This is a genomic window from Paraburkholderia bryophila (assembly GCF_003269035.1).
In the GTDB taxonomy this organism is placed as follows: Bacteria; Pseudomonadota; Gammaproteobacteria; order Burkholderiales; family Burkholderiaceae; genus Paraburkholderia; species Paraburkholderia bryophila.
On sequence record NZ_QLTK01000024.1, the window covers coordinates 96,235 to 121,803 of the forward strand.

Consider the following 25,569-nt stretch of genomic DNA (forward strand, 5'->3'; position numbering starts at 1 on the left):
GGCTTGCTCGGGCCACCGCGCGACGCTACCCGGTGTCCGTTTTGAAGCAAGCTTCGTCCTTCCCTGTTGTGCATCGTGCGGCGCATGCGCTGCGGCCGTCCGCCTGTCCGGGACTGCTGCGGATCGTCGCCGCGCGCGACGGCGGCCTGTGCCGGATCAAGCTGCCCGGCGGCGCGTTGAGCGCGGCCCAGGCGCGCGCGATTGCCGATGCGAGCGTGCAGCATGCCGCCGGCGCGATCGAAGTGACCAATCGTGCGAATCTGCAGGTGCGTGGCGTGCGTCAGGGTCACGACGCGGCGTTGATCGAGGCGTTGATTGAAGCGGGACTCGGGCCGAGCGGCGCGTTGGTCGAGGCGGCACCCTGGCAGACCGACGCATCGATCAAGGCTGAACCTGGACCGACGCGGACCGTGACAGCGTCGGTCGAGACTGGAACTAGCCCGCTGCCGACCGTGACAGCGCCGGTCGAGACTGGACCAAGCCCGACGCGGACCATGACAGCGCCGGAAACAGCTCACGTCGATCGCGCCGCCTACGCAGCGGCCAGCCTCGCCGACGATGTCCGCAACGTGATGATCAGCCCCGCTGCGGGACGTGACCCGTTTGCGTTGTTCGATACCGCTCCCCTTTGCGCCGAATCGCTCGCGTTGCTGCAAAGCGAACCGCGTTTCGCGGCGCTGTCGCCGAAATTCGCCGTGTTGCTGGACGGTGGCGAAAAACTTGCGCGTGTCGATCATCCACACGACGTTTGGCTGGCGGCGACGCAAGATGCCGACGGTGTACGGTTCGTGTTTGGTCTGGCGGGTTGCCCGCCTGAAGCCGGATCACAACATGCCGACCACAGCGGCGCTTTAGCTGCCGTGCTGCCGTCACAAGTCTGCCCGCTGATCCGCGCGTTGCTGCACACGTTCCTCGATCTCGCCGCAGCCGATGCCACGCGTATGCGCCACCTGCTCGCCAGTCATGGCACCGGCACGCTGCTGCATCACGCGCAACGCTACGTCGATTTCCCATTGCTACGCGACACGTCGCTAGCCGACTGGCGACGCCACACGCCAGCCGACGCTTCGCTGCGACTCGGCGCACACGCGCAAAGCCAGCCGCAAACCTGGCACGCAGGCGGCCAAGCGCCGCTCGGACGGCTCGACGCCGTCACCCTCCACGGCCTCGCCACGCTCGCGCAACGACATGGCGACGGCACGTTACGGATGACCCCCTGGCAAAGCGTGCTGCTGCGTGACATCGCAACCCACGCCGTGGCCGACGTGCTAACCGGCCTGGCCGAACTCGGCCTCGCCACCGCTCCCGCGCAAGCCATCACGCGTCTGATCGCCTGCACGGGCTCGACTGGCTGCGCGAGGAGCCTCGCCGACACCAAAGCCGACGCGCTGCGACTCGCGCCACGCCTGCCCGCCGGCGTCGAGCTGCATCTGAGCGGCTGCCCGCGTTCGTGCGCCGCCGCGCATTGCGCACCGTACACGTTGCTGGCCGTCGCACCCGGCGCTTACGACCTGTATCGACGCGACGGCCCGCCCGGTTTCGGCGCTTGCGTCGCGCAACGACTCACGATCGACGAAGCCGCCGACACGCTCGCGCGCCTGGCCGACATCGGCGCCCCGATCGACGTCGCCGTTAAGCAAACTTCACAGGCAAAACCCATGAGTCACCCCGATGCTTGATTACCTCCGCGACGGTCAGGAGATTTATCGCCAATCTTTCGCGACGATCCGCGCGGAGGCCGATTTGTCGCGCATTCCCGCCGATCTCGACAAACTCGCGGTCCGCGTGATCCACGCGTGCGGCATGGTCGACGTGGTCGACGCGCTGCGCTTTTCCGCAGGCGCGGGCACGGCGGGCCGCGCGGCGCTCGCGCAAGGCGCGCCGATTCTGTGCGACGCGGGCATGGTCGCGCAAGGCATCACGCGCGCACGCTTGCCGGCGAACAACGAGGTGATCTGCACGCTCACGCATCCGGACGTGCCGTCGCTCGCGCGCGAACTCGGCAATACGCGCTCGGCCGCCGCGCTCGAATTGTGGCGCCCGCACCTCGCGGGCAGCGTCGTCGTGATCGGCAATGCGCCGACTGCGCTGTTCCATCTGCTCGACATGCTCGACGACGGCGCGCCGAAGCCCGCGCTGATTCTCGGCTTTCCGGTCGGCTTCGTCGGCGCGGCGGAATCGAAAGCGCTGCTCGCGCAGGACAGCCGCGGCGTGCCCTACGTGGCGATCGAAGGCCGGCGCGGCGGCAGTGCGATGGCTGCCGCCGCCGTCAACGCGCTCGCCACGGAGGTCGAATAAATGACCGTGCGAGGACGTCTAGTCGGACTCGGTGTCGGCCCCGGCGACCCCGAACTCATCACGCTGAAAGCGCTGCGTCTGCTGAAAGCGGCGCAGGTGGTCGCGTACTTCGTCGCGAAGGGCAAGAAAGGCAACGCGTTCAGCATTATCGAAGCGCATCTGCACGACACGCAGCAGCATCTGCCGCTGGTCTATCCCGTCACGACCGAAGCGCTCGAACCGCCGCTGTCGTATGAAGCGATCATCGCCGAGTTCTACGACGGCGCGGCGGAGATCGTCGCGGGCCATCTGGATGCAGGCCGCGACGTCGCCGTGATCTGCGAGGGCGATCCGTTCTTCTACGGTTCCTACATGTATCTGCACGACCGGCTCGCGCCGCGCTACGAGAGCGAAGTCGTGCCGGGCGTGTGCTCGATGCTCGGCGGCGCGGCGGTGCTCGGCGCGCCGCTGGTGTACCGGAATCAGAGCTTGTCGGTGCTCTCCGGCGTGCTGCCCGAAGCCGAATTGCGCCGCCGTCTCGCCGACGCCGACGCCGCCGTCGTGATGAAACTCGGCCGCAATTTCGACAAGGTGCGGCGCGTGCTGGGCGAACTCGGTCTCGCGGATCGCGCGCTGTACGTCGAACGCGCGACGATGGGCAATCAGCGCATCGTGCCGCTCGCCGAGGTCGAGCCGATGGCGTCGCCGTATTTTTCCCTGCTGGTCGTGCCGGGGGAAAAATGGCAAGGATGAAGGCGCCGGCCATCGTGATTCTCGGCGCGGGCGCATTGGAAACCGCGCGGCGCATTCAAACGCTGTACGCGGGTAGCCAGGTATACGCGCTGCACGAACGCGTGACAGCCGACGTGCCGTACACCGAACTCGGCGCCCAGTTGCGCGAGCTGTATGCAGGCGGCACGCCGATCGTCGCGTTGTGCGCGGCAGGTATCGTGATTCGCTGCGTCGCGCCGTTGTTGACGAACAAAGGTGTCGAGCCGCCGGTGCTGGCGGTGGCCGAAGACGGCAGCGCGGTCGTGCCGCTGCTCGGCGGTCTGGCCGGCGTCAACGTGATGGCGCGCGAGATTGCCGCCGCGTTGAAGGTGTCGCCCGCGATTACGACGAGCGGTGAGTTGCGCTTCGGCACCTGTGTGCTCAATCCGCCCGACGGTTACGCGCTGGCGGATATCGGGCAAGGCAAACGCTTCGTGTCGGATCTGCTGGCGGGGGAAAGCACGCGTGTCGAAGGTGAAGCGCCGTGGCTCGACGACGCGCAATTGCCGCGCTCGGCATCGGCGCGTCTCGCGATTCGCGTGACGCCGCGTGCGTGGGATGGATGTGAGGACGAGTTGGTGATTCATCCGCGCAGCGTGGTGGCGGCGGTTGCTGCTGGTGAAGGTGCTGGCGATGGCGACGGCGCTCGCGCGAATGCATGTTTATCGGGCACCGAAATCGCAGCAAGCGTACGCGCCGCATTGAACGAACATGGCCTCGCGACGCTTTCGTTAGCCGCCCTGCTCGCCGCCTCGGATCGAATCGCGGACCCCGCTTTGGCCGACGCCGCCGCGAGCCTGAATGTCCCGTTGCGCTTCGCCCAGACCCGCCCCGACGACGGCGCCCCACCCAGCAACCTGCTGCACGCGGCGCTGCGCATCCCCTACGAAACCCTGCACGACGATCCCGCTGCGGGCGTCGCGCTGGCCCTCACGCCGCTCGCCATCGACGCGAACACGGTCGGCATGGGGCGCGGCCGCCTGACCGTGATCGGCCTGGGCCCGGGCAGCGCCGAGCTGATGGTGCCCGCCGCCCGCCTCGCGCTCGACCATGCAACCGATATCCTCGGCTACGACACCTACGTGAAAATGGCCGGCCCGTTTCGCGCCGATCAGCGGGTTCATGGCACGGATAATCGCGAGGAATTGCAACGCGCGCGTCATGCGTTCGAACTGGCGAGCGTGGGACGTTCGGTGGTGATGGTGTCGTCGGGCGACCCCGGCGTATTTGCAATGGCGGCCGCAGTGCTCGAAGCGCTCGAAGCCGCCGCGAACGACGCGTGGGCAGCAGTCGAACTCGGCATCGTGCCCGGCGTGTCGGCGGCGCTCGCAACCGCCGCGCAAGCCGGCGCGCCGTTGGGCCACGACTTCTGCATGCTGTCGCTGTCGGACAATCTGAAGCCGTGGAGCATCATCGAAACGCGCCTGCGGCATGCCGCCGAAGCGGATCTCGTGATGGCGTTCTATAACCCGATTTCGCGCGCCCGTCCGTGGCAACTGGACAAGGCGCTGGATATCGTGAGGACGTATCGCGCGTCGGCAACGCCGGTGGTGCTGGGGCGCGACGTCGGTCGACCCGGCGGCACGCTGCGCACGGTCACGCTAGGCGAGCTGCGCTCGTCCGACGTGGATATGCGCACGATGGTGATCGTCGGTTCATCGACCACGCGGCGTTTTGCAAAAGGCGCCGGTGACCTCGAAGGCGACGAATGGGTTTATACGCCCCGATGGTATGAGTGAAGCGGGACGCGTGACGGCGGATGCGTTGCCCGATGTGAATCGGCCGTTGGCTGATGCAAACCGGCCGCCGGGCATGCGCCCGGCGACGTCCGCCTAAGCCGCGACTTTGAGATCGTCGATGGCCCGTTGCCGCACGCCCAGATCGTCCCACAACTCCGGGTGGCAGGTGAACACCAGAATCTGATGCCGGGTAGCCGCGTCGAGCAGCGCGCGCTTGATCGCGTCGCGACGTGCGGCGTCGGTATGCACGGCCGCGTCGTCGAGCATCAGCAGTGTCGGCCGGCCCGACGCCTTCAGCAGGTCCGCATAGGCGAGCCGCGTCAGGATGCCGAGCTGTTCGCGCGTGCCGAAGCTCAATGCTTCCAGCGTATCCGCGCGGCCGTAACGGTCTAGCGTAGCGGGACTCAGATCGTCGCAGAGCGCGATCGTCGATTGCGGGAAAATTCGGCGCAGGTAATAGCCGAGCCGCTCGGTCAAGGGTGCACGCAATTGCGCGACCGCCGCGTCGCGTTCGTCGACGAGCACTTCGTCGAGCAAACTCAGCGCGCCGGCCCGCAGGCTCAACTCTTCCTTGCGACGCGTGGCCTGTTCGACGCGCGCTTCCAGCGCCGCCAACCGTTCACCGAGCCCGGACGCACCGACCGTTTCCAGTTGGCTGCGCAATTGCGCGATCCGCACCTGACGCTCGTGCTGTTCACCACGCGCCAGATCCGCCGACGCGCGATAGCGTTTCGCCTCGGCCGCCGGATCGTCGAGCCGCGCCGCTTGCAGTTCGCGCTCGCGCGCTTCGTGCTGCCTGCGTTGCGCGTCGACCTGGACGCGTTGTTCGACGATTTTGGTCTGCCACTGCGCACGGTTGCGGCAGAAGGTTTCATCGCTCAACTGCGCTTCCTTGCGCTGCAATTGCGCAGCAAGCGATTCCGCGTTGGCGACGCCGGTCGATCGTTTCTCCGCTGCCTGCGCCAACACCTTGCGCGCCGCTTCCAACATGTCGCGCGCGGTCCCGGCGTTGCGTCGCGCTTCGTCGAGCGGTGGCGCGGCGGACACGTCGGGCAAGTTCTTCAGGCGATCGTTCGACGCCTGCCAACGCGCCGCCGCCGAAGCCAAGGCCGCACGCAACGCGTCGATGCCTTGCGGTGCGTGGACCTGGAGAATCCCGGCATGGCTTTTCTGCTGCGCGACGAGCGTCTTCCACTGTTCGCGCCTGAGTTCGCCTTCAACGAGCGACGCCACGCCCAGCGCCTGCAGCAACTGCGCATGCTGCGTTTCGAGCGACGCCAGTTCGGTCAACTGCGCAGAGAGATCCGAGACGCCCGGAATCACCCTCAATTCACCGAGTGCGCCGAGGCCGATCAGCTTTTCCTCGTCGACGCGCAGCACGCCGTCACCGCTCACCGTCGTCCCATTGACGGCAATCGCGCCGCTCAACGTGTATTCGATGCGCGTCATCGCCGCTTCGGTGCGGGCGCGCAATAGGGTTAATTCGCCGTCGAGCGTGGCGAGCCGCTTCAGTTTCGCCTCGTCGATTTCGACGGCCGCCGCTGCGCGAGCGGCGTCGAGTACGGCTTCATTCGCCTGGCTGGCGGCCTGGATAGCCACGTCGAGCCGCTGGCTTTCGCTCTCGTAGAGGCCAATCTGATTGCGCAAGTCGGCTGCGGTCACCGCCGCGTTCGCCAGATCGAGCGCACGGTCGGCCGCTACGGAGGCCTGCTCGAATTGCGCGACGCTTGCCGCGGCTTGCGCATAGTCGGCCTGTATGGAGGCTACGCCGGCTCTTGCCACGTCGAGCTGCTGCCGCTCGCGTGCGACGTTCGCTTCCAGTTCTACAGCGTTCTGCTCCTGCTGCAACGACAGCGCGAGTTCCGCTTCGCCTAATTTCAGCGCGTGCACCAATCCCTCCAGCCCGCGCTCCAGTTCCGCCGCGGCCTCGGCGCGCTGTTGCGCCAGCACGGCCTTCTGCTCGTGAAGCTCCCACGGACGCTTGCGCTCGGTGTCTTCGAACGTTTCCTGCTGCGTCGCGAGGCGTGCAATGTTCTCTTCGAACTGCAGACGCTGCTGCTCCAGTTCGTTGCGTTGCTCGATCAAACCCGCGAGCGTTTGCTCGGCTTCGGCCAGCGGCCCGGTGGCTTTCTGCGTGCGCGCGGTGAGCAATTGCCGCAGTTCACGCTGCACGGCAACGATCAACGCGTCTTCACCGGCCGATTCGCGGCTGCCCGACAGTTGCGACAACGCATCGCGCAGATATTGCGCCGCGTGGCCGGTGGAGTCGCGCACCTCCTGCGTGCCGCCTTGTTGCACCCACAACAAACCGGGCACGCCCGCGTTCTCGGCCTTCAGCGGCCCGCGCGCGGCGCGAGAAAACCCGAGCAAGGCAGCGAGTTTGTCTTCGGCTTCGTCTTCGCCGAATACGCTCTGACCGATCTTCAGCTCGCAGCGCTGCCGCGTGACGAACTGCTTCGACAACCGGCAGGCGGCGCCGTCCAGATTGAAGCTGACTTCGACCGACGGTTGTCCGCTCGCCTTGCCCCACGGCAATAAATCCTTCAGATGCGAGGCTTTGTAGCGCTCCAGAAACACCACGCGCACGGCTTCGGCAATGGTACTTTTGCCGGCCTCGTTCGGCCCGACGAACAGGTTGAGTCCCGGTTGCAGATCGTCGATGACGATACGCCCCGCAAACTGCTTGAACTCCTGAATCGCGATACTTTCCAACTTCATGCGGACCTCGCTTCGCGCGGCAGTTCACGTTGAAAACGCGCCAGAAGCAATAACGCTTCCGCCGCGCGCTTGACCTGTTGCGGGTCGGACTGCGGGTCTTCCTGCAAGCCGCGCAAGCGCGCCACGACTTTGGCGAGATAACCGCTTTGCGCGCCGAGTTCCGCGAGGTCGTCGGCGGTAGGTAGCACTTGCAGGCCGCTCAGGTCGACGCGCAGCGCGCGTACGCGGGCACGGGCTTCTTCGACCGCCACATGAATCGCCTCGGCGTCCGCCAACGCGGTCGTGCCACTTACCGCGAGACGCAGTACGTCGTGGCTGCCGAGCGCCGCGAGCCGCGTCTTGAGCGCGTCCACGTCGGTCGGCACGGCGATCGTTTCGTCCCAGCGATGCCACTGATACTGACCGACCCGCACCGCCTCGACCACCGGCGCGGCGCCCGGCTCGCTCACGGTCACGTCGAGCATGAAGCCCGGATCGTTGGCGCGGAACCGGTCCTGCTCGTGCGTGCCGGCGTACCAGGTGCGTTCGTCGACGCGCAGATGGCCATGCCAGTCGCCGAGCGCGAGGTAGTCGAGACGCGCGCTCACGGCGCGCGTCGGCGCGATCGGATTCGACGAGTCGATGCCTTCCTGCAAAATCCCGCTCACGCTGCCGTGGGCGAGACCGATGCGGTGATAACCCGGCGGCGTCTCCGTCGTATCGAAGAAGCCGGTGGTGTCGTCGTACGTGATGCGTTGCGTGAGCGGTGCGCACAGCAAGGCGCAGCGGCAATCGTCGAGCAGCACCACGCCGGGTTCGAGCACCACGCGCACATTCGGCGCGATGCAATTCAGGCGCTGCGCGCGGGTCCACACGCTCTCCACCAGCGCCGCGTCGTGATTGCCCGGCAGCATGATCCACGCACCGCTGAACGCTTGCAGCGCGCCGAACAGACGGCGGATCACCGTGTCGGACACGGTCTGCAGATCGAATACGTCACCCGCCACCAGTACCGCGTCGACCTTGCGCGCGGCGGCTTCCGTCGCGATGCGGCGCACGGTGTCGAATCGCGCCTCCGCGAGATGCGCGGCTTCGTCCGGCTCGAACTGGCCGAATTGCGTGCCGATCTGCCAGTCCGCGGTGTGCAGAAACCTGATCACTGTGCCTCCATTGCGTTCACATTGCGTTCTATTACACGACCTCGCAGTCTAACCGCGAATGTTACCGCGCCGACGCGCTAAAGATACCTCCGCGCGATTGGCGCATTGCCCGGCGAGCGGCGCTACACTCGCGTGTCCGGACGTGTACGGAGCGTGCAGTCCAATCGCATCAGACTCGAACCTCGCCTAATCGCCGATGAATAAAGCAATCGAACTGAAACAGGCCAAACGCACGCCGTTGCTGCTGTTGCTCGCGGCCGCCTGCGTTTTCGTGGTGACCGCGTTCATGCCGCGTGGTGTGTGGGTGGACGGCATCAAGGCCGTGGCCGAAGCCGCGATGGTCGGCGCGCTCGCCGACTGGTTCGCGGTGGCCGCGCTGTTTCGCCGCGTGCCGATTCTGATCGTATCCGCGCACACCGCGATCATTCCGCGCAACAAGCATAAGATCGCCGACAACCTCGCGGTGTTCGTGCAGGATAAGTTCCTCGACGTGCCCTCGCTGGTCGGCCTGATCAAGCGGCACGATCCGGCGCAGAGCATCACCGGCTGGCTGACCGAGCCCGCCAATACCGCGCGCCTGGGCGATTACGTCGTGAAGCTCGCCGGCGGCATTCTGGAACTGACCGACGACGTGCGGATTCAGAGCTTCATCAAGGACGCGCTGCGCGACGTGCTCACCAAGGTGGACCTGTCGCAATCGATGGGCTCAATTCTCGATACGCTGACCAAAGACGGCCGCCACCAGGAGTTGCTCGACGCCGGCATCGAACAGGTGGTGATGCTGCTGCGCGAACCGCAGGCGCGCGAGTTTATCGCCGGGCGGATCGTCGACTGGGTCAAGAATGAGTATCCGAAGATGGAGAAGATTCTGCCGTCCGCGTGGCTCGGCGAGAAAGGCGCGGAGGCCATCGCCAACACCGTGGACCGCATGCTGCAGCAGATCAGCGACAACCCCACCCACGAATTGCGCGCCCGGTTCGACGAGGCCGCGCACAAGCTGATCGTCAAACTCAAGACCGATCCGGCGTTCCTGCAGAAAGGCGAAGACCTGAAGCGTTATCTGGTGGAAGGCGAAGCGCTCAGCACGTATGTGAAAGACATGTGGGGCGAATTGCGCGCCTGGCTCAAGCGCGACCTGCAGAGCCCTGATTCCGCCTTGCACGCGCGTGTGATGGCAATGGGCCAATGGGTCGGCCGTGAACTGGCGAACGATCCCGCGCTGCGACAATCGTTGAACGATCATCTGGAAGACGCCGCTCGCGCAATGGCGCCGGAATTCGCGCAGTTCCTCACGCGTCATATCAGCGATACGGTCAAGAACTGGGATTCGCGTGAGATGTCGCGGCAAATCGAACTGAATATCGGCAAGGACCTGCAGTACATCCGGATCAATGGGACGATTGTCGGTGGGTTTATTGGCTTGTTACTGTATGGGAGTTCGTTGCTGTTTGAGGTGCTGCGCGCGCATATTCAGTGAGTTGCCGGGTGCGACCTTTTTAGGCAAGAGGCGTTGCCATGCTTTCTTCCACCAGTTGATGTGTACTCAATTTACTAATGACGAGCCTTTATTCGATTCGCCGTGCCCGCCCCACCGATCTGCCGACAATCTATCTCGGTGAGTTGGACTACATCCGGCAGATCGAGCCGCAGCAGGAAACACGCTGGGCGGGTGGCATGCAATTTCATCTGAAACAATGGACGAACGATCTCGATCGCATGTTCATCGCCGAATCGGGTGACACGCCGGTGGGCTATTTCTTTTGGGAAGTCCACGGCGAGGCGGCGGTTCTCGCATCGATTTACGTGGTCCCCGATCGGCGTGGCAATGGGCTCGGTCGGCAACTGCTCACGCAGTTCATCGCCGATGCCCGCGCGCAGGGTTTTGGCACACTTACCCTGGGTGTGAAGGCAGACAATCCGGCTCGCCGTCTCTACGAAAACGCGGGCTTTCGCTATACGCACGACGAACAGGGATATCGCCACTACGTCTATCCGACGGCCGAACGGATAACGGGCGCGGAAGTCTGACCGGCTCAGGAAATTGTCGAGCGGGCCGCGCCGTTAAGCGAGCGCCCTACACCCGCATCCCGGCCAGAATCTGCTCAGCCAGAAAATCGCAAGGTGGCCGGTCCGACCGGGCGCTGCGGGCAAGCACCACTTCGAGATCATCCAGCGGCGGCAAGCCTTCGTTCTGCGACAACTGAGCCAGGTGCGCCGGCACGCTGCACCTGGCGAGCGGCGCCACCGCGAGCCCGGCGTCCACCATGCTGATCAGTCCCAGCAAACTCGGGCTTTCGTACGACATGCGATATTTAATGTTCTCCCGCTGCAGCGCGCGGATCGCATTGGCACGCGCCGTACTCCCTTGCGCGAACACGGCGATCGGCAGCGGGCGCTCCTTCCACACCTTTCTCGCCGACGACCCCACCCACACCATCGGCTCGAACCGGATGAATTCGCTCGCCAGACCCTTGACCCTGGTGATGCAGGCGAGGTCCAGCGTATTGTCTTTCAGCAACGCGACGAGCGCGACACTGGCAAGACCAATCACGCGAATGTCGACCCGTGGATGTGCCGCGGCGAATTTGCCCAGCACCTGCGGCAGCAACGATGAAGCGTAGTCGTCGGGAACGCCGATGGTGACGCGGCCCTTCATCTCCGGGCGCACGATCGACGCCCAGGCTTCCTCCCGCATGGCCAGCATGCGCCGGCCGTAGTCCGCCAGCGTCTTGCCCTCCGCCGTAATCGCGAGGCTACGCGTACTGCGCTCGAAAAGCGGCTTGCCGAGTGCGTCTTCGAGCGCCTTGATCTGCATGCTCACCGCCGATGGCGAGCGGTGCACCGACTCCGCACCGCCCACGAACGATCCCGTCTCGGCGACCGCCACCACCATTTCCAGCACATCGAGATCGAGCTTTTTCATATTCGTCAGAAAATCTGAGCAATGACTTCAGTTTAATGCGTTTTACTTGAAACTGCATCGAACCGATACTGTCAGCGACGAATCCCTGAAGGAGCTTCTGAACATGCACGGTACGGCGTCGATTTACGGATTTCTCGCGGTAGGCGGCATGCTGGCCGTGACACCGGGCCCGAATATGGTCTACGTCATGTCGCGTTCCATCGCGCAAGGGCGCACCGCCGGGCTGATATCGCTGGCGGGGGTGATGCTCGGGTATCTCTTCTATATGTTTTCGGCGGCGTTCGGCATTACGGCGCTGTTTTTAAGCGTGCCGTATGCGGCGAGCGTTCTGGGGGCGGCGGGTGCCGCGTATCTGTTTTATCTCGCGTGGCAGGCGGTGAAACCGGGTGGCCGCTCTCCGCTGGAGGTGCGCGATCTGCCTCGCGAACAACCTCGCCGGCTTCTCGCGATCGGCGCCACGACCAGCCTGCTGAACCCCAAGCTCGCGATGATCTTTCTGTCGCTGCTGCCGCAATTCATCGACTATCAGGCGGGTGGCGTGTTGAAGCAATCGCTGGTGCTCGGGTCTTCGTTGATCGTTGCGTTCGCATCGGTCAATGGCTTCGTGGCGATCTGTTCCGGCAGCATGGCGTCGTTTCTCGCGAGCCGCCCGGGACTTCTGCTCGCGCAACGCTGGGTCATGGGTTGCGTTCTGCTGGCCCTCGGCGGACACATGGCGATCGACGCGGTGAGGCTGGCGGGCGGGCATTGACTCGACTTTCTGAGGACACGAAACGACGAGTCAACCCGGCTCAGCGATCGCGCGTTGACGCAACACCCCTAAGAATAAGATCGATGCCCGCGACGAAATCAGCGCGGTCGTCGTGCGTGGGCAACTGGCTCGCCACGCTGCGGGTAAACGGGTACTCATCCGGATCGAGCTCGGACCACACGGTCGACACCTCACCCAGAAAGTTGGAGCGATCGAGGCCCTGCTCGCGGGCAAAGTGCGTGTTCGCCGCGTTCTGCCCGCCGACCCCGAGGATGTAACTCAGCAACGCCGACACCGTGGCCCACTCTTCTTCGCGCGGCACACCGAGCGCCCTTAACTGCTGGCCGATGCGCTCGAACACGCGCACCGTCGGCAGTTGCCCGGGGGCGCGTGTCAGCGCCGAGCCGACCCACGGGTGCTCGTCGATCGCGTCGAACATGGCCAGCGCCAGCGCGCGAATGCCTGCTTCCGGCGTCGTGCCGTCCACTGGCGCGTTCAGTGTGCGAGCGACGATCGCGTCGCATGCGGCCGTCAGCAGATCGCTCTTGCTCTCGATGTGCCAGTAAATCGCACCTGGGCCGGTAGCGAGCCGCTCCGACAAGGCCCGGAACGTCAGGCCTTTCTCTCCGCCGCTGTCGAGGACCTCGATAGCAGCCTCGACGATTCGTTCGGGCGATAGCGAATCCTCTCTACGCTGAACGCTACGGGTTTTCTTTGCCATGTCTCGCCTTGACACTTATGGAATGTTGTTCCAATATTACTATGGAATGCCGTTCCAGAGACTGCCTTCTGCAGGTTCTCTGGGCGTCTCCGACTGCTCAAGGGAATCAGGATGGACACTTCAATTGCGATCATCGGCGCGGGGCTCGGCGGGCTGACGCTGGCGCGGGTTCTCCATGTTCATGGCATCGCCGCGACGATCTACGAAGCGGAAGCCTCCGCCGACGCGCGAGCGCAGGGCGGCATGCTGGATATCCACGAAAACAACGGGCAGCTCGCGCTCAAGGCAGCGGGACTCTTCGATCGATTCGTCGAGATCATCCATCCGGGCGGTCAGGCAACGCGGGTGCTCGACAAGGACGGCGCGGTTCTGCTCGACCATCCCGACGACGGTTCGGGCGGCCGGCCAGAGGTGCCGCGCGGCGCGCTCCGCCGGATTCTGCTCGACTCGCTTCCTGCCGACACGGTGCGCTGGGGGCACAAGGTCACCGAGGTGGCCGCGCTCGGCGGTGGACGGCATGGGCTGACGTTTGCCAACGGCGCTACGGTCACTACCGATCTACTCGTTGGCGCCGACGGCGCATGGTCGAAAATCCGCGCGCTCGTTTCGGATGCCAGGCCGACGTATGTCGGTACGTCGTTCATCGAGACCTACCTGTTCGATAGCGACACCCGTCACAAGGCAAGCGCGGCAGCGGTGGGCGGTGGCGCATTGTTCGCGATGACGCCGGGCAAGGGCATTGCCGCGCACCGTGAGCCCGATGGCGTGCTGCATACGTATGTGCAATTAAACAAGCCCAAGGACTGGATCGACAGCATCGACTTCTCCGAGCCGGCGACGGCCCTGGCTCGCGTGGCGGAAGAGTTCGATGGCTGGGCCGTGGCGTTGAAAGCCTTGATAACCGATGGTGAAACCGACCCGGTGCCGCGCCCTATTCATGCGCTACCGGTCGAGCACCGATGGTCGCGCGTGCCCGGCGTGACGCTGCTCGGCGATGCGGCGCATCTGATGGCGCCGTCCGGCGAAGGGGCGAACCTCGCCATGTTCGACGGTGCTGAACTGGCGAAGGCTTTAATCGCTAATCAGGGGAATGTAGAAGTCGCGCTTCTCGCGTATGAAAAAGAATTGTTTCCGCGCAGCGCGTTCGAAGCCAGGGAGGCGGTAGGTATTCTGGATATCTGCCTAGGCTCTGACGCACCACAGAGTCTGGTCGACATGCTGGCTAATTATCAGGCGGTCGAGTAAGGGGACGATTGGGCGGGTCGCGTTACCGCTGATTGAAGCGATTACCCGCCGGCCCGCTTCGCGCTGTGGCCGTATTTTTTTAACGCCTCGATGACGCGTTCGCAATGATCGCCCTGCACTTCAATCACGCCGTCCTTGACCGTTCCGCCCGTACCGCAGGCCGTACGCAATTGTTTGCCGAGCACCGCCAGGGCAACGGGATCGAGCGCCAGGCCTTTGACGATTGTCACGCTCTTTCCACCGCGGCCTTTGGTTTCGCGACTCACTCGCACGACGCCGTCACCTGCGGGTAACTTTTTGGCCAGTGTCTTGCAAACACATTCCGCGCGTACCTGCCGACAGTCGGGACACATGCGCCCGCCTTCGGTCGAATAGACGAGGCCGCTTTTTGAACTGCTCTTCATGATTGGCTTACTGGAAGACAAGGAGATCGGGAACGCGAGGAGTTTAGCAGGCGCGTTGATGTGATCGTCGCGGGCGTAACTGCAGAACTCTTGCCTCGCGTCGCCGATGGGGTGTCAGAGTTTCCGAGCCACGAAACGAGGGCGCCGGTCGTCACGACCCGGCGCCCCGCACGATTAATTTGCTTGATCGCTTATTGGCGGTTAACTCCCCGCGGTTTATTCGCGACTAGTTCTTCGCCTTGATCAAGCCACTGCTACCGACTACTACTGACCCGCGGCCGGCGACACGACGCTCGGCCTTGCCAGCGTGTTGTTGCTCTTCGGCGCGCTGTTGGTCGAGGTACTGTTCGTGCTGCTCGGCAGGCCCGAATTCGGCGCGCCCATGACCCTGCCGCTATCCGAGTTCGGCGTGCCCGGCGTACCGTACCCGCTGTTTGCGCCGTTCATCGGATTCATCTGGTTCGCCGGACTTGCCGTGCTCCCTGACGACCCGCTGTTCGAACCGCCGGCCGCTTGGGCATGAGCACCGCCCGACAGCGTGAGTGCGGCGACGGCCGCGATTAATGCGCTGGTTGCCTTGTTCATGATCCATCCCTCCTCGATCGGATTGGAAAATCGACGCAGACGAACGTCGTCTGCTTGACCATGAATCGAGCAAGCGGTGTGCCGCGCGATTGTGGGGATGCATCAGGGGCTGCGCGAATACGTGTATGGCTGCTGCAAAGCGGATGCATTTACCGCGCGGATTCGGGTTGAACGCGTCGAGGTCGGAAAAACTCGGACTTTTTGTGTCGTGCAGCGAAGTTTTTCATGGAAAAAACTAACGGATTCTTCGCCCGATTGCCCCGAGAATTGACCATGAGGCCGGCGGCATTCAACGAAGAAAATCGAGCGCGCGTGGTAATTTGGTCATGCTTTATTCGGTGTAGCATCGCGACCAATCACGACATTGCTGGCACTTAGGAGGTTCGTAGGTGAAAGCTCTCTGCGAATGGATATTCAAGCAACATAACTTCAAATCCTGTTCGCAAGAGAATCATGTCCGACACGACAAACGATCCGACATTCCCGTTCGACGAGCGTGTCCCTCGCTGTGCCGACCGTGTCTGACAGTACGCGGCCAGTTCCAGACGCTCGACATGACCGCCAGATTCGCCGACAATCATGCGTCGACATTCCGACGGTCCACCAGGTATCTGTCCTCGCGCCTGGGCGACTTCCGGGCCCGGCTGGCAACGGGTGGTTGAAGCGATTGCCGTATCTCCGCGAGAGCAAGCGTGTTTTCTCATGTCTTTTTCAGCGTTAGTGATTTCGAGCGCGCCTTGCGCTTCTACGATGCCGTGATGGGCAGCCTGGGCGTCGAATTGCGTTTCTGCGACCGGGATAGGCCATGGGCCGGGTGGCACAGTGCAGACAGCGCGCGCCCCTTCTTCGTTATCTGCCAGCCCTTTAACTGACAGCCACATCATCCGGGCAATGGACAAATGATCGCCTTCGCAGCAAGCTCCAGGGCGGTTGTCCGATCTGCCTACCAGATAGCATTGGACAATGGCGGTAGCTGCGAAGGTCCGCCTGGGCTGCGGCCGCAATATCATGAAAATTACTACGGTGCGTACTTTCGCGACCCTGAGGGAAACAAACTCTGCGTTGCCAGTCACGTCCCTGCGTTCGATGGGGCATGAAGCCCCTCTCAGGGTGCATGACGGAGTTCAGCGGACGCAGACCCGATAGTTGTGCTTGCAACGGCGTGCGAGAAAATCAGATCATGACAACTATTCCAAACGATGTTCTTCACATCTCCGAGGCGGAAGCGTCTGGCCTGCTGTCCAAGCTCCCGCTGCCGTTTAGCGTTCTGTTCGAGCGTGGCGACGTATCAATCGAGCTGTATGCGCCACGAGGTTCAGACAAGCAATCGCCACATACGCGCGATGAGCTTTACATCATTGCCTCAGGTTCGGGAACGTTCCGCCGCGCGGACCACGTCCTTGAATTCAGCAGCGGCGATCTGCTCTTCGTGCCCGCGCATGTGGATCATCGATTTGAGAGCTTCAGTGATGATTTCAGGACTTGGGTAATCTTCTTCGGCCCAGAAGGCGGCGTTCAGACGTGAACGAACGTCCGCTTCCGCGAACAGCGAATGTCCCTAACAGGTCGACATGTGGCTGGCGCGGTGAGCAGCACGCAGCCAGGAAGTGTCATCCACTCCGGGGCTCTGAATGGCCAGTGTTAGCTGAGTCGCCTGATCAGGTGACTGGGTCCTCGCGCGCAGGAAATCAGTATCTGGCAACCACAATAAGGAGTTGTCATGCACAGCACGCTTCGTTCGGTTCTGTCCTGTTTCGTCGCTGCGACGACTCTTGTCAGTCTGCCCGTCGCGTCGTTTGCCTGTACGCGTGTTGTCTATCTGGGCGACAACAACGATGTCATCACGGCCCGATCAATGGACTGGAAACTCGACGTGGCCACCAATCTCTATATCCTGCCGCGCGGCATCGCTCGCACTGGAGAAGCGGGTCCGAACTCGCTCAAATGGACCGCAAAATACGGTAGTGTCGTGGCCACGGGCTACGACGTCTCCACCACCGACGGTATGAACGAAAAGGGCCTGGCTGCCGAGCTGCTCTGGCTCGTCGAATCGCAATACCCCGCCTACGACAGGAACTCGAAACCCGGCCTCACCATCGCCGCGTGGGCGCAGTACGTGCTCGACAACTTTGCGACCGTCTCAGAAGCCGTTGCCGCACTTGAGAAGCAGCCCTTCACGGTCGTGAGCGACAACGTGCCCGGCGAGCAGCGACTTGCCACGCTGCACCTGTCCATGTCGGATGCCACCGGTGACAGTGCCATCGTCGAATACATCAACGGCCGGCAGATCATCCACCATGGGCGGCAGTACCAGGTCATGACCAACTCGCCGACCTTCGACGAACAACTCGCACTGAACGAATACTGGAAGCGGATTGGCGGCACGTCGTGGCTGCCCGGGACGAATCGCTCGGCGGATCGCTTTGCGCGTGCTTCCTTCTACATCAATGCCATCCCGAAGAGCGAGGATCCCGTTGTCGCGCTCGCCAGCGTCTTCAGCGTGATCCGGAACGTGTCGGTGCCGTTCGGGATCACGACGCCGGATGAACCGAACATCTCGTCCACCCGCTGGCGTACGGTCGTCGACCACAAGCGCATGCTCTACTTCTTCGAGTCCGCGCTGACGCCCAACACTTTCTGGGTCGATCTTAAGAAGGTCGATTTCTCCACTGGCGCCCCCGTCAAGCGACTCGATCTCGGCAAGGACCAGCGCAATACGTTTAACGGTGAAGTCTCTGCGGACTTCCAGCCCGCAGCGCCGTTTAAGTTCCTCGGGCTCGATGCCGACAAGTCGCACTGACTTCCTGTGCTGTCCGCACCTCGCGTTCAGCGGTGCCCGCTGGGCTCGGTTGGCGACTGGACGCTCGGGAACGATCATTGAAATAGGGTTCGCCAAGGGCCGATTCGGGTCCGCTACAGCGGCCACGTTGGACAGACGTCGGGCCACAAAGTGACACTCGACGAACTGCCTGCATGGTCGACAATTGATCCTCACTTCACCTACGATTTCGTGTTCATGTTGAGACGAACAGTCACCACGTTTCTATGCATGGCTTTGTTTGCGGGCAACGCAGCAGCTTCGGAGCCGTTACAAAGGCCACAGGGCCGATAATGATGGTCCATTTCGACTATTACCCCAAAGATTTGCCGCGAATTCACGCGCTGGAACATCGGCTAGAAAGCGCGATAAAGCTTGCGGGTGTTGGCGAACTCGGTGAGACCGAATTTCACCTTGACGGCAATGACGGTTATTTTTATATGTACGGCCCCGATCCCGATCGACTGTATGTCGTGGTAAGTCCCATCCTGAAATCGTCCCGCATGATGACAGACGCAGAAGTCACGAAACGATATGGTTCCCGCACCGAAACGTTCGTGATACACCGGGGCGGCCTGCAATAACGGCGCGAATTTGCGAACTCGGCAGGAGCAAGCGAGTGCGGTTTGCGTTGGAGCGTGTACGGCCAGCAGCGGACCTTCGAGGTGGCCACACAAATCGTTGCCGACCGGGGCTGGTTGGAGACTGTTCGTCGCATCGCTATCGAACTGCCGGTACGTAAATTCGCGATTTTTCCTGTCCCTCGACCATCGCGTGGCCGTGGTAGTCGATCCATGATTGCTCACAACGGATTGAATCGGGGAGGCCCATAAAAGCGTTGACGGGTGTGACGCATGCTTTGAAGGCAACGCTCGCGGGAGCGGATATGACGTCCATTGAGACGTCTATATCTTTCTCGGTAGTGGTCGGCGTGTCCGACGACAAGGTTGCCTACCTTGAACTCAAGTCGTAGCCATGGATCGCCACCCCGATCGATCCCATGATCAACAATCCCAACGGTTGCAGTCTTTCCGTCGGGCAGCGCGCACAAAAATGGAGATGCCTCAAAGTGCTTCAGAAATGCACCGCTTTCATACATGTCGTGCGCCTGCAACATCTGGAGATTCCTACAGCTTACATCCGTGCAAACACTCCACGTTGTGGCGGTATCAACTGTCACCCCATTTGCCACGGATTTTCATATATATGTCTCGTCGATCCGCCATGAACGACCAGCGAATCTCGCAAACCGATCCTCACACATGCCTATGCTTGCTGGCGTGGCGCAATCAGTTCAGTCGTAGACAACAGGAAGCTGCGAAGGCGCGGCCTCACCGGTCGCTCGACAGACCGCCGGCTCACTCGTTTTTACACGGCCTCGGCCACTTTAAGCCCCTCGCATACTGAGCGCGAATGACCGCTTTCGACCGGAAACCTAAGAAAAGCTGTAATCTTCCAGACGACGTATCCAATTCGGGAGATTGGAAAGACCTTCAATGGGAGACTCCGATGACGGTAATTCGACCGATCGCCGTTGCGATCGCTTTGACCATCAGTGGTGCACCAGTGGCCTACGCCCAGGCCACCACGACACTGCTGTGCCAAGGATCTGGATCGGTGCTGGAATCGCAAGTATCGAACGGAATGGAATACGACAACAAGACGCACAGCTATAACAAAAGCACGAACAGCTCAACCACGGGACGCCGACCTTTCAACGGTACCGCGAATGTCGAGATCGCGGGCGGCAGTGTGAGGATTCGGGTACCTCACGAAATCATGCCCGAAATCAACAGTGCTCGTGATGGGTGGTTCACGCTCAACGAAGCCTTTGTCGGTGAAAGGGAGATCACCGGTACGCTTAGACTGAATATGGTCAACAGGGCGAAAGTCCGCATCGATCGAATGACGGGGCAACTAACCCTTGCAAGCGGGTTCGAGGATTTCGACGCCACTTGCACCAAGGTCGAGACAAACACAGGACCAAAATTTTAAAACTTGAGGGAAAAGCGTGTGCCTGGCGCGCTGGGGAGTTCAACGCCTGGCGGGATGATGCACAACTGCAGCGCGAAACCTGGCGAGCCCACAAGGGGAGATGTGTGCTCTCGTTAGGCGGGCAGTGTCTACTAACGGGCGCTCGGCCGCGCGAGCGGACTCCCTGCGAAGGGGTCGTTCGTCCAGTCTGCTCCTGCCTGTAGGCGGAGCTTGGAAACCGAACCTGAGGTCAACTCGAAGTGTCCGATGGACTGTCCAGCACTAATAGCCTGCTTCAGCCATTGAGGCATAGCCCCTTCGCCGCTCCAGCTATCGCCGTTCGCGCTGCGGTAGCGCTCAGCTTCCGGTAAAGCCGCGAGCGCGGTGGCGAGATCGTCCGCGCTAATGCCGAAGTCTTCCATGCGGTGCCGGAGATAGGCAATCATGCTTTCTCGCTTGCGTTCGTCCATGAACCTCTTTCCTTTTCAATCGTGTCCGATGCCTGTCTTGACGACATGCGGCGAAGGTCGCGGTATAAGTCCGCTCTTTCGCAATGTTTGCGGTGCCAACTAGTCGTCGGGACCAAGGATGACGTCGATTGACGCCTGACCCGCGATCTCCGCGACGAAGTAAGCCCAACGACGCGAAAACGGTCCGCCGCGGACTTTGATCCGTTGGCCTAGCGCAGCCACTCCGGGGGTGTGAGTCGGTCCCTCGATGCGGAACCACGCGTCAAACATGTCTTTGGACGTGGGCACCAGGTCAACATCAATCTCAAACCCGCGATAGTTCACCGTTCTCTGCATACAGTTCCTTCACATTCCACAACTCGGGTTAGTCCGCTGCTTTACAGACTCTGAACCGCGCCCACATAACTCTTTGCCGCGTCTTTCAGTTGCTCTGCTGCTGCCTGCACGGGCGTTGGCAGCTCGCTAAGCGCGAGTTGGGTGACGACACTGTCCAGCCGCCTGCGAAGTTCTATCACGAGGTCCATGACACTGGCATCACCGACACGACGACGATTGCTCTGCCGGGAGCCCACCAGCGAGCAATCGACCAGACGGTCAACTTTGCGAAAGTAGGCGTGGGCTGCCAGACGGTGCCTTGCGTGAAGCGATGCGATGTTCGACTTTGAGAGGCAATCTCTCACGACATCGACATTCATGCCGAAATGAATCTGCAAAGCGTCCGAAGCATCCGCCCGGTGAAAACATGCCACCTGATCGAACAGCGTCTCGCCATCTCCGTCGATCAGATCGATCCAGACCTCACCGTCTTCGAGAGCGTGTCCCGAGGGATGAATCACCCGTTCGTCCTCATTGGCGGCAGCGAGCATCCGGTGGCCGTCGACATCATCAACCGGCATTTCGAAAATCTCGACCAGTTCTCCGCTTACCGCGACCTGCATGATCAATAGCGCCATATCTGCTCCTGGAGATGCGATCGACGGGAACAGCGTTGTGTCGATCAGGCGACCGGATCCCGTGATCCGGTTGAGTGACGTTCTGGCGGGCGCAAGCTCGAGCAGCTTCGAGGCGCTTCATTGCGACGTTGTGTGAACAGTATGTTGGCGCGGGTGATAGGCGTGGCGTGTTTTACGCGTCATGCGATAGGCATCCTGCGCGCCCCTCTCCACCGGACCACTGGCGCGGCGCCAAACGGTGTCGCCGCAATGAAATCAGTTCATGCAGGCAGAAGTGTTCTTGCTGTGTATCGCTGCGATCGGACGAGGTCTGCGCCTCTGGCTCGTCGATCCTCGCCGCCGTCCATCTTGCCGCTACGAGGCAAGTGTATTGCCGACTATCCGCGGCTGTCGACCCAGTCACGCGCCCAGTTCGTAGCGTGTCCCAGGGCCTGCGTTTCATTATCGAAATAGTCGAGCGCGTGGAATTTGTAGGAAACCGGATCAGCCTCGAGGGCATCCCCCCTGACGAGCAGGAGGTTGGCGGCAAACCAGCCGTCCGGCAGACGATGTGCGGAAGGGGAGACTGAATAACCGTTGTAGTGGTGAAGATGTTTATTATTTTGCATAAGCAATAACCGAGCGACACCCGTACGACTTCTATATCGTAGAGGCGAAATAAATTGAAAATGAAGCGAGACGGATCGTGTCGACAAGACAAATGACGCGCACGGTGAAACGTGCGATCAGATCGGGAGCACACGGCTCCGCGAGGATACTAGTCCGGCAGACATGCAAAGGGCCGGTAGACCGGCCCTTGAAATACGTTACTGCGGCGAGATGTTTGCGGCCTGCATACCCTTCGGGCCGCGCTTTGTCTCGTAGGTCACCTTCTGGTTTTCCGCGAGCGTCTTGAAACCGTCGCCGCGAACTTCCGAGAAGTGAGCGAAGAGATCGTCGCCGCCAGCGTCAGGAGTAATGAAGCCAAAGCCCTTGCTATCGTTGAACCACTTAACAGTACCGGTATCCATGAGAATTCCTTGAAATAAAAATAACTGCTCCGTTGCGGAGCGACAAAAACTTCAAGGAAGAGGAGAGGATAACGAGTACCGCGCAGAAGAGGCGGAAAATGGTGATCAGCAATCGAGCTTCTTGAATATTTCGAGAGCCACAGTAACGTGACCGGGCAATAATGTCAACGCATTTCGCGCTTCGCCCTGTCGAGGTATGCAGTGGCGCCGTCATTCACACCTACCCCATCACTCTCGGGCACGCAGAAGATGAGATGGCCGACGCACCTTATGAAGCAAAAGCGCCGAGGCAGCCGCCCACGGCCGCCTGGTATCCGAAGCAGAACTCCCGAGCCTTCCGCAAGAATCCACATCGGTCGTGGCGGCTAGATGGCCCCCTACGACGATGACGTGGCGAGCAGTTCGGAAACGAACTTGGCCCGTGAGCAGAGCGTTCGCGAGCGCGCTTACTTTCTGTGGGAACAGGACGGGCGCCCTGCCGGACGCACTTAGGAATACTGGCACCTGATTCGCGACCTTGAGGCGCAATGATCGCCGCAAGTTCATTGACCTGACCTGCGGCGATCACCTTCGCGACTTGTCTTTTCGCAACCGCAAAGGGTGACCCAACGCTAGCCAATATCGAGCGTGCGGCGGGCAGATCGCAAGGACTCGTGCTTCGGTACGGTCAAGGTGAGCACGCCCTTTTCAAACTTTGCGAGAGTACGGTCAGGATCAGCGTTTTCAGGCATTGCTATCGTGCGTGTGAACGCTCCGTAAGCGCGCTCCAGACGATAACAGCCGTCCTCCTCACTGTGCACGTCCTGTCTTTTCTCGCCGCGCAGCACCAGCGCTCCGTCCTCGACGCTGATGGTCAGATCCTCCCTCTCCATGCCTGGCAGTTCGACGGTCACGCGCAGTATCTTTCCCTCGTCCACCAAGTCGATGCGCGGCTGTAAACGCGACGAGCTGAAGTCGCCGAACCATCGGTCGAGGGTGCCGCGCACGGCAAACGGATCGAGAAAGAAATCCTCCATCGCACGTAGCGAATCACGCGAGAAAAGCCGCTGAAGGTCAGGCCATGTGGTAAGTCCGGGCTCGCTGGCTGCCTGATTGCAAGGGCCGTCCGTGCCGGACTTGCCTACTGACCCGCGAATGAATTTGAAGGGGTTCCACTTTTTCAGGTCGTTATTCATCGTATTCACCTCGATGGTTTGACAGGAAAACTGGATATCCATCTGGGCCCACAGTGCAAAGTTTCTGCTTGTGCGGCGGAACTGCGCCTCGCGAGAAGCCCTCAATTTTTCCATTGCGCTCTGCTTCGTGCCTCCACGACGCAGGTGATGGCGACCTAAGGGCCGCCACCAATTTTTCGCCGTCGCTGCTGATCGTCCGGGCTCAGCCTGTCTGCACCTCGATGCGTCGCGGCCTTGCTTCGTCGCGGCGCGGAATGGTCAGTCTCAGCACGCCGTCCCGCAGGTTCGCGTCGATATTCGAGGTGTCAAAGTCCGGGCTCAGCGAGAATGCACGTGCGAATCGCGGTTCCCGAATCTCGGCATGCTGCAGCCGCAGACCGACCGGTGTCGGCACGACCGCTTCGGCTTCGATATAGAGATTGCCGTCGTGCACCCTCACCTCGAGCTTGTCTTTCGTGACGCCCGGCAGGTCCGCCCAAAGCGTGATGCCCTGACTGTCTTCGAATACATCAACCGCGGGGGTAAGTGTCATCCGCCGCGGCGGCTGCTCGCCCTCGCGTCGTGCTGCCGGTTGCCGGTCGCGTTCTGCAACCTGTGTCCTGTCGTTCATCGTTTTCTCCTCGAATAACTGGCGTTACTGGACGGTGATGGCCCTCGGCTTCGACGCTTCGCGCTTGCCCACGGTAATCGACAGGCAGCCGTTGGTGTAGCGCGCCTGCACCTTGTCGGGATCGGCGTTCTGAGGCAGTTCGATCACGCGCCGGAACGCGCCGCTGAAGCGCTCCTGAGCGTAGGTGCGCACGTCGTCGCGATTGTCGCCGCCGGCGTGCGGTCGCACCGGCTTGCGCTCGCCCGCAATCGTCAGCAGCCCCTTGTCGATCGACAGGTCGATCGCGGCGGCGTCGATGCCCGGCGCGAACGCGACGATCTCGATCGAGTCGTCGGTCGCACCGATATTGATCTGCGGGAAGGTGCCGGCATTGCCGGAACGGATGCTGGATGGAAAGCCTCCGAACAGGCCGGCCATCTGGCGTTGCAGACGGTCGAATTCACTGAACAGGTCGGTTCTTGAATAGAGATCACTCATGGTCGTATCCTCCGTAAATGCCAAATGGAGGCGAACTGGCCTATGCGCTCCAGTTCGCCTGCCATTTGCTGGCAGACAAATCGAAACACGCAGCGCGCCTGAAAACCCAGCGCATCTGCTTGAGCGAAATCCAAAATAGGCCTTGCAGTGAAAACTTCAAGGGGTGCTGGTGAGAAATTTTTGGGCTTGAAAACCCTCAACTGGCACCTATTGTCGAACCCATCGCAAGAATTCACGGAGGACATCATGGACTTTAATTCTGACCGGCTCACGCTGGGACGGCACCGTGTGCGGCTGCGCTCGACCAGAGGCTTTCCGACTGAAACAATACGTGACGTCGCGGAGGTCGCGAGGCTCGCCATTGACAACAACATGAGTGTGCGCGCGGCTCGTGGAACTGGTCCTGGACCAGGAACCGACCTACGACATCATCGTTGGAACGACGCTCGCCGAGGACCGCGTGTGCGTGCCGCAACTGGAAGTGGCAATTGCAGCGGTTCTGGGTGTGCTGCCCGATCGAGTGAATATTCTAGTGGCAAAAGTCAGGCAGGAAGAAGTTGACCTGCACTTCGGCGTGTAAGAGCGCATGCTCGCCGAAAAGCTGGACGTTGTACCGCCAATCCAGTAATGGCCGGGATTCAGTTCGCGCTGTAACACCGGGGAACGGCGGCGCTCAAAGCGCTATCGAACACCCTTGGCTGCTGGCGAGGGCAGGTGAACCGCCCCGGGAATCGTGGAGGCTGGTTGGTTTAAGTTAATGCGGGTTCGGCGACCGGTGTTTCAAGTTGCCGATAGTAGTTTGCCTCAGC

At 61.9% G+C, this 25,569-nt stretch carries 27 protein-coding genes and 3 pseudogenes; 15 read left to right on the forward strand and 15 right to left on the reverse strand.

Features of this window, described 5'->3' with window-relative positions; genetic code table 11:
* The first annotated feature begins 41 nt into the window (after window positions 1-41).
* Genes cobG through cobJ form a run of 4 tightly spaced genes read left to right on the forward strand, consistent with a single transcriptional unit; the run spans window position 42 to window position 4,787 of the window.
* Window positions 42-1,679 (forward strand): precorrin-3B synthase, encoded by a 1,638-nt coding sequence (gene cobG, locus BX591_RS27090; protein WP_276330784.1) that lies wholly within the window; start codon window positions 42-44, stop codon window positions 1,677-1,679.
* Entirely contained in the window at window positions 1,672-2,298 is a 627-nt protein-coding gene (locus BX591_RS27095; RefSeq protein ID WP_111934397.1) for a precorrin-8X methylmutase, read from the forward strand. The genes cobG and BX591_RS27095 overlap by 8 nt, the downstream gene beginning before the upstream one ends.
* Window positions 2,299-3,030 (forward strand): precorrin-2 C(20)-methyltransferase, encoded by a 732-nt coding sequence (locus tag BX591_RS27100; protein WP_111934398.1) that lies wholly within the window; start codon window positions 2,299-2,301, stop codon window positions 3,028-3,030.
* Entirely contained in the window at window positions 3,027-4,787 is a 1,761-nt protein-coding gene (cobJ, locus tag BX591_RS27105; protein ID WP_111934399.1) for a precorrin-3B C(17)-methyltransferase, read from the forward strand. The genes BX591_RS27100 and cobJ overlap by 4 nt, the downstream gene beginning before the upstream one ends.
* A gap of 93 nt (window positions 4,788-4,880) precedes the next feature.
* On the opposite strand, the gene BX591_RS27110 is transcribed toward cobJ, so the two are convergent.
* On the reverse strand, window positions 4,881-7,505 hold the full coding sequence (locus tag BX591_RS27110; protein ID WP_111934400.1) for an AAA family ATPase: 2,625 nt from the start codon (window positions 7,503-7,505) through the stop codon (window positions 4,881-4,883).
* Window positions 7,502-8,644, reverse strand: coding sequence for a metallophosphoesterase family protein (locus BX591_RS27115; protein WP_111934401.1), 1,143 nt, complete (start codon window positions 8,642-8,644; stop codon window positions 7,502-7,504). The genes BX591_RS27110 and BX591_RS27115 overlap by 4 nt, the downstream gene beginning before the upstream one ends.
* A gap of 196 nt (window positions 8,645-8,840) precedes the next feature.
* On the opposite strand from BX591_RS27115, the gene BX591_RS27120 reads away from it, so the two are divergent.
* Both BX591_RS27120 and BX591_RS27125 read left to right on the forward strand, forming a co-directional pair.
* Window positions 8,841-10,121, forward strand: coding sequence for a DUF445 domain-containing protein (locus tag BX591_RS27120; protein ID WP_111934402.1), 1,281 nt, complete (start codon window positions 8,841-8,843; stop codon window positions 10,119-10,121).
* 77 nt (window positions 10,122-10,198) lie between these two features.
* A complete protein-coding gene (locus BX591_RS27125) occupies window positions 10,199-10,672 on the forward strand; it encodes a GNAT family N-acetyltransferase (protein WP_111934403.1) in 474 nt (157 codons plus the stop codon).
* Window positions 10,673-10,718: 46 nt separating this feature from the next.
* Here BX591_RS27125 and BX591_RS27130 read toward each other — a convergent pair whose 3' ends face one another.
* Window positions 10,719-11,567 (reverse strand): LysR substrate-binding domain-containing protein, encoded by an 849-nt coding sequence (locus BX591_RS27130; RefSeq protein ID WP_111934404.1) that lies wholly within the window; start codon window positions 11,565-11,567, stop codon window positions 10,719-10,721.
* Window positions 11,568-11,670: 103 nt separating this feature from the next.
* On the opposite strand from BX591_RS27130, the gene BX591_RS27135 reads away from it, so the two are divergent.
* Window positions 11,671-12,318: a LysE family translocator gene (locus BX591_RS27135; RefSeq protein WP_111934405.1), complete on the forward strand. Its 648-nt coding sequence runs from the start codon at window positions 11,671-11,673 to the stop codon at window positions 12,316-12,318.
* A gap of 40 nt (window positions 12,319-12,358) precedes the next feature.
* On the opposite strand, the gene BX591_RS27140 is transcribed toward BX591_RS27135, so the two are convergent.
* Entirely contained in the window at window positions 12,359-13,039 is a 681-nt protein-coding gene (locus BX591_RS27140) for a TetR/AcrR family transcriptional regulator (RefSeq protein ID WP_111934406.1), read from the reverse strand.
* Between the two features lie 111 nt (window positions 13,040-13,150).
* Here BX591_RS27140 and BX591_RS27145 point away from each other — a divergent pair, with 111 nt between their 5' ends.
* Window positions 13,151-14,284 (forward strand): FAD-dependent oxidoreductase, encoded by a 1,134-nt coding sequence (locus BX591_RS27145; RefSeq protein WP_111934407.1) that lies wholly within the window; start codon window positions 13,151-13,153, stop codon window positions 14,282-14,284.
* A gap of 41 nt (window positions 14,285-14,325) precedes the next feature.
* Here the strand turns inward: BX591_RS27145 and BX591_RS27150 are convergent, their stop codons facing one another.
* Complete coding sequence (locus BX591_RS27150) at window positions 14,326-14,688, reverse strand: translation initiation factor Sui1 (RefSeq protein ID WP_111934408.1); 363 nt, start codon at window positions 14,686-14,688, stop codon at window positions 14,326-14,328.
* A 264-nt stretch (window positions 14,689-14,952) separates the two neighbouring features.
* Window positions 14,953-15,273, reverse strand: a complete 321-nt coding sequence (locus tag BX591_RS27155; protein ID WP_111934409.1) for a hypothetical protein — start codon at window positions 15,271-15,273, stop codon at window positions 14,953-14,955.
* Window positions 15,274-15,965: 692 nt separating this feature from the next.
* Between BX591_RS27155 and BX591_RS27160 the strand changes: the two are divergent.
* The 4 genes and pseudogenes from BX591_RS27160 to BX591_RS27175 all read left to right on the forward strand — a co-directional run bounded on the left by BX591_RS27160 (window position 15,966) and on the right by BX591_RS27175 (window position 18,675).
* A pseudogene (locus BX591_RS27160) lies at window positions 15,966-16,370 on the forward strand (VOC family protein).
* A gap of 83 nt (window positions 16,371-16,453) precedes the next feature.
* Window positions 16,454-16,798: a cupin domain-containing protein gene (locus BX591_RS27165; protein WP_111934427.1), complete on the forward strand. Its 345-nt coding sequence runs from the start codon at window positions 16,454-16,456 to the stop codon at window positions 16,796-16,798.
* A 195-nt stretch (window positions 16,799-16,993) separates the two neighbouring features.
* Window positions 16,994-18,073 (forward strand): linear amide C-N hydrolase, encoded by a 1,080-nt coding sequence (locus tag BX591_RS27170; protein ID WP_111934410.1) that lies wholly within the window; start codon window positions 16,994-16,996, stop codon window positions 18,071-18,073.
* Window positions 18,074-18,384: 311 nt separating this feature from the next.
* Window positions 18,385-18,675 (forward strand): hypothetical protein, encoded by a 291-nt coding sequence (locus BX591_RS27175; protein ID WP_111934411.1) that lies wholly within the window; start codon window positions 18,385-18,387, stop codon window positions 18,673-18,675.
* A 594-nt stretch (window positions 18,676-19,269) separates the two neighbouring features.
* Here the strand turns inward: BX591_RS27175 and BX591_RS37385 are convergent.
* A pseudogene (locus tag BX591_RS37385) lies at window positions 19,270-19,346 on the reverse strand (IS6 family transposase); the annotation flags it as partial.
* 158 nt (window positions 19,347-19,504) lie between these two features.
* Between BX591_RS37385 and BX591_RS36225 the strand changes: the two are divergent.
* Window positions 19,505-20,086, forward strand: coding sequence for a hypothetical protein (locus BX591_RS36225; protein WP_146749817.1), 582 nt, complete (start codon window positions 19,505-19,507; stop codon window positions 20,084-20,086).
* 131 nt (window positions 20,087-20,217) lie between these two features.
* On the opposite strand, the gene BX591_RS27185 is transcribed toward BX591_RS36225, so the two are convergent.
* From BX591_RS27185 to BX591_RS27205, 5 genes are all read right to left on the reverse strand, one after another.
* The gene (locus BX591_RS27185; protein ID WP_111934413.1) at window positions 20,218-20,535 is read right to left on the reverse strand and encodes an H-NS family nucleoid-associated regulatory protein; all 318 of its coding nucleotides are present in this window, start codon (window positions 20,533-20,535) and stop codon (window positions 20,218-20,220) included.
* Between the two features lie 99 nt (window positions 20,536-20,634).
* Complete coding sequence (locus tag BX591_RS37390; RefSeq protein WP_111934414.1) at window positions 20,635-20,871, reverse strand: hypothetical protein; 237 nt, start codon at window positions 20,869-20,871, stop codon at window positions 20,635-20,637.
* A gap of 41 nt (window positions 20,872-20,912) precedes the next feature.
* Window positions 20,913-21,488, reverse strand: coding sequence for a hypothetical protein (locus BX591_RS27195; RefSeq protein WP_111934415.1), 576 nt, complete (start codon window positions 21,486-21,488; stop codon window positions 20,913-20,915).
* Window positions 21,489-21,865: 377 nt separating this feature from the next.
* Complete coding sequence (locus BX591_RS27200) at window positions 21,866-22,096, reverse strand: hypothetical protein (protein WP_111934416.1); 231 nt, start codon at window positions 22,094-22,096, stop codon at window positions 21,866-21,868.
* A gap of 198 nt (window positions 22,097-22,294) precedes the next feature.
* Window positions 22,295-22,498 carry a cold-shock protein gene (locus BX591_RS27205; RefSeq protein WP_111934417.1) on the reverse strand — a complete coding sequence of 68 codons (204 nt, stop codon included), beginning with the start codon at window positions 22,496-22,498 and terminating at the stop codon, window positions 22,295-22,297.
* 369 nt (window positions 22,499-22,867) lie between these two features.
* Here BX591_RS27205 and BX591_RS37020 point away from each other — a divergent pair, with 369 nt between their 5' ends.
* Window positions 22,868-22,990, forward strand: a complete 123-nt coding sequence (locus BX591_RS37020; RefSeq protein ID WP_111934418.1) for a DUF2934 domain-containing protein — start codon at window positions 22,868-22,870, stop codon at window positions 22,988-22,990.
* A gap of 119 nt (window positions 22,991-23,109) precedes the next feature.
* Here BX591_RS37020 and BX591_RS27215 read toward each other — a convergent pair whose 3' ends face one another.
* From BX591_RS27215 to BX591_RS27225, 3 genes are all read right to left on the reverse strand, one after another.
* A complete protein-coding gene (locus tag BX591_RS27215; protein WP_111934428.1) occupies window positions 23,110-23,673 on the reverse strand; it encodes an Hsp20/alpha crystallin family protein in 564 nt (187 codons plus the stop codon).
* 202 nt (window positions 23,674-23,875) lie between these two features.
* Window positions 23,876-24,283, reverse strand: a complete 408-nt coding sequence (locus tag BX591_RS27220; protein ID WP_111934419.1) for an Hsp20/alpha crystallin family protein — start codon at window positions 24,281-24,283, stop codon at window positions 23,876-23,878.
* Between the two features lie 24 nt (window positions 24,284-24,307).
* The gene (locus BX591_RS27225; protein ID WP_111934420.1) at window positions 24,308-24,760 is read right to left on the reverse strand and encodes an Hsp20/alpha crystallin family protein; all 453 of its coding nucleotides are present in this window, start codon (window positions 24,758-24,760) and stop codon (window positions 24,308-24,310) included.
* Window positions 24,761-25,006: 246 nt separating this feature from the next.
* On the opposite strand from BX591_RS27225, the pseudogene BX591_RS27230 reads away from it, so the two are divergent.
* Window positions 25,007-25,340: pseudogene (locus BX591_RS27230) on the forward strand (hypothetical protein).
* Window positions 25,341-25,569 lie beyond the last annotated feature (229 nt).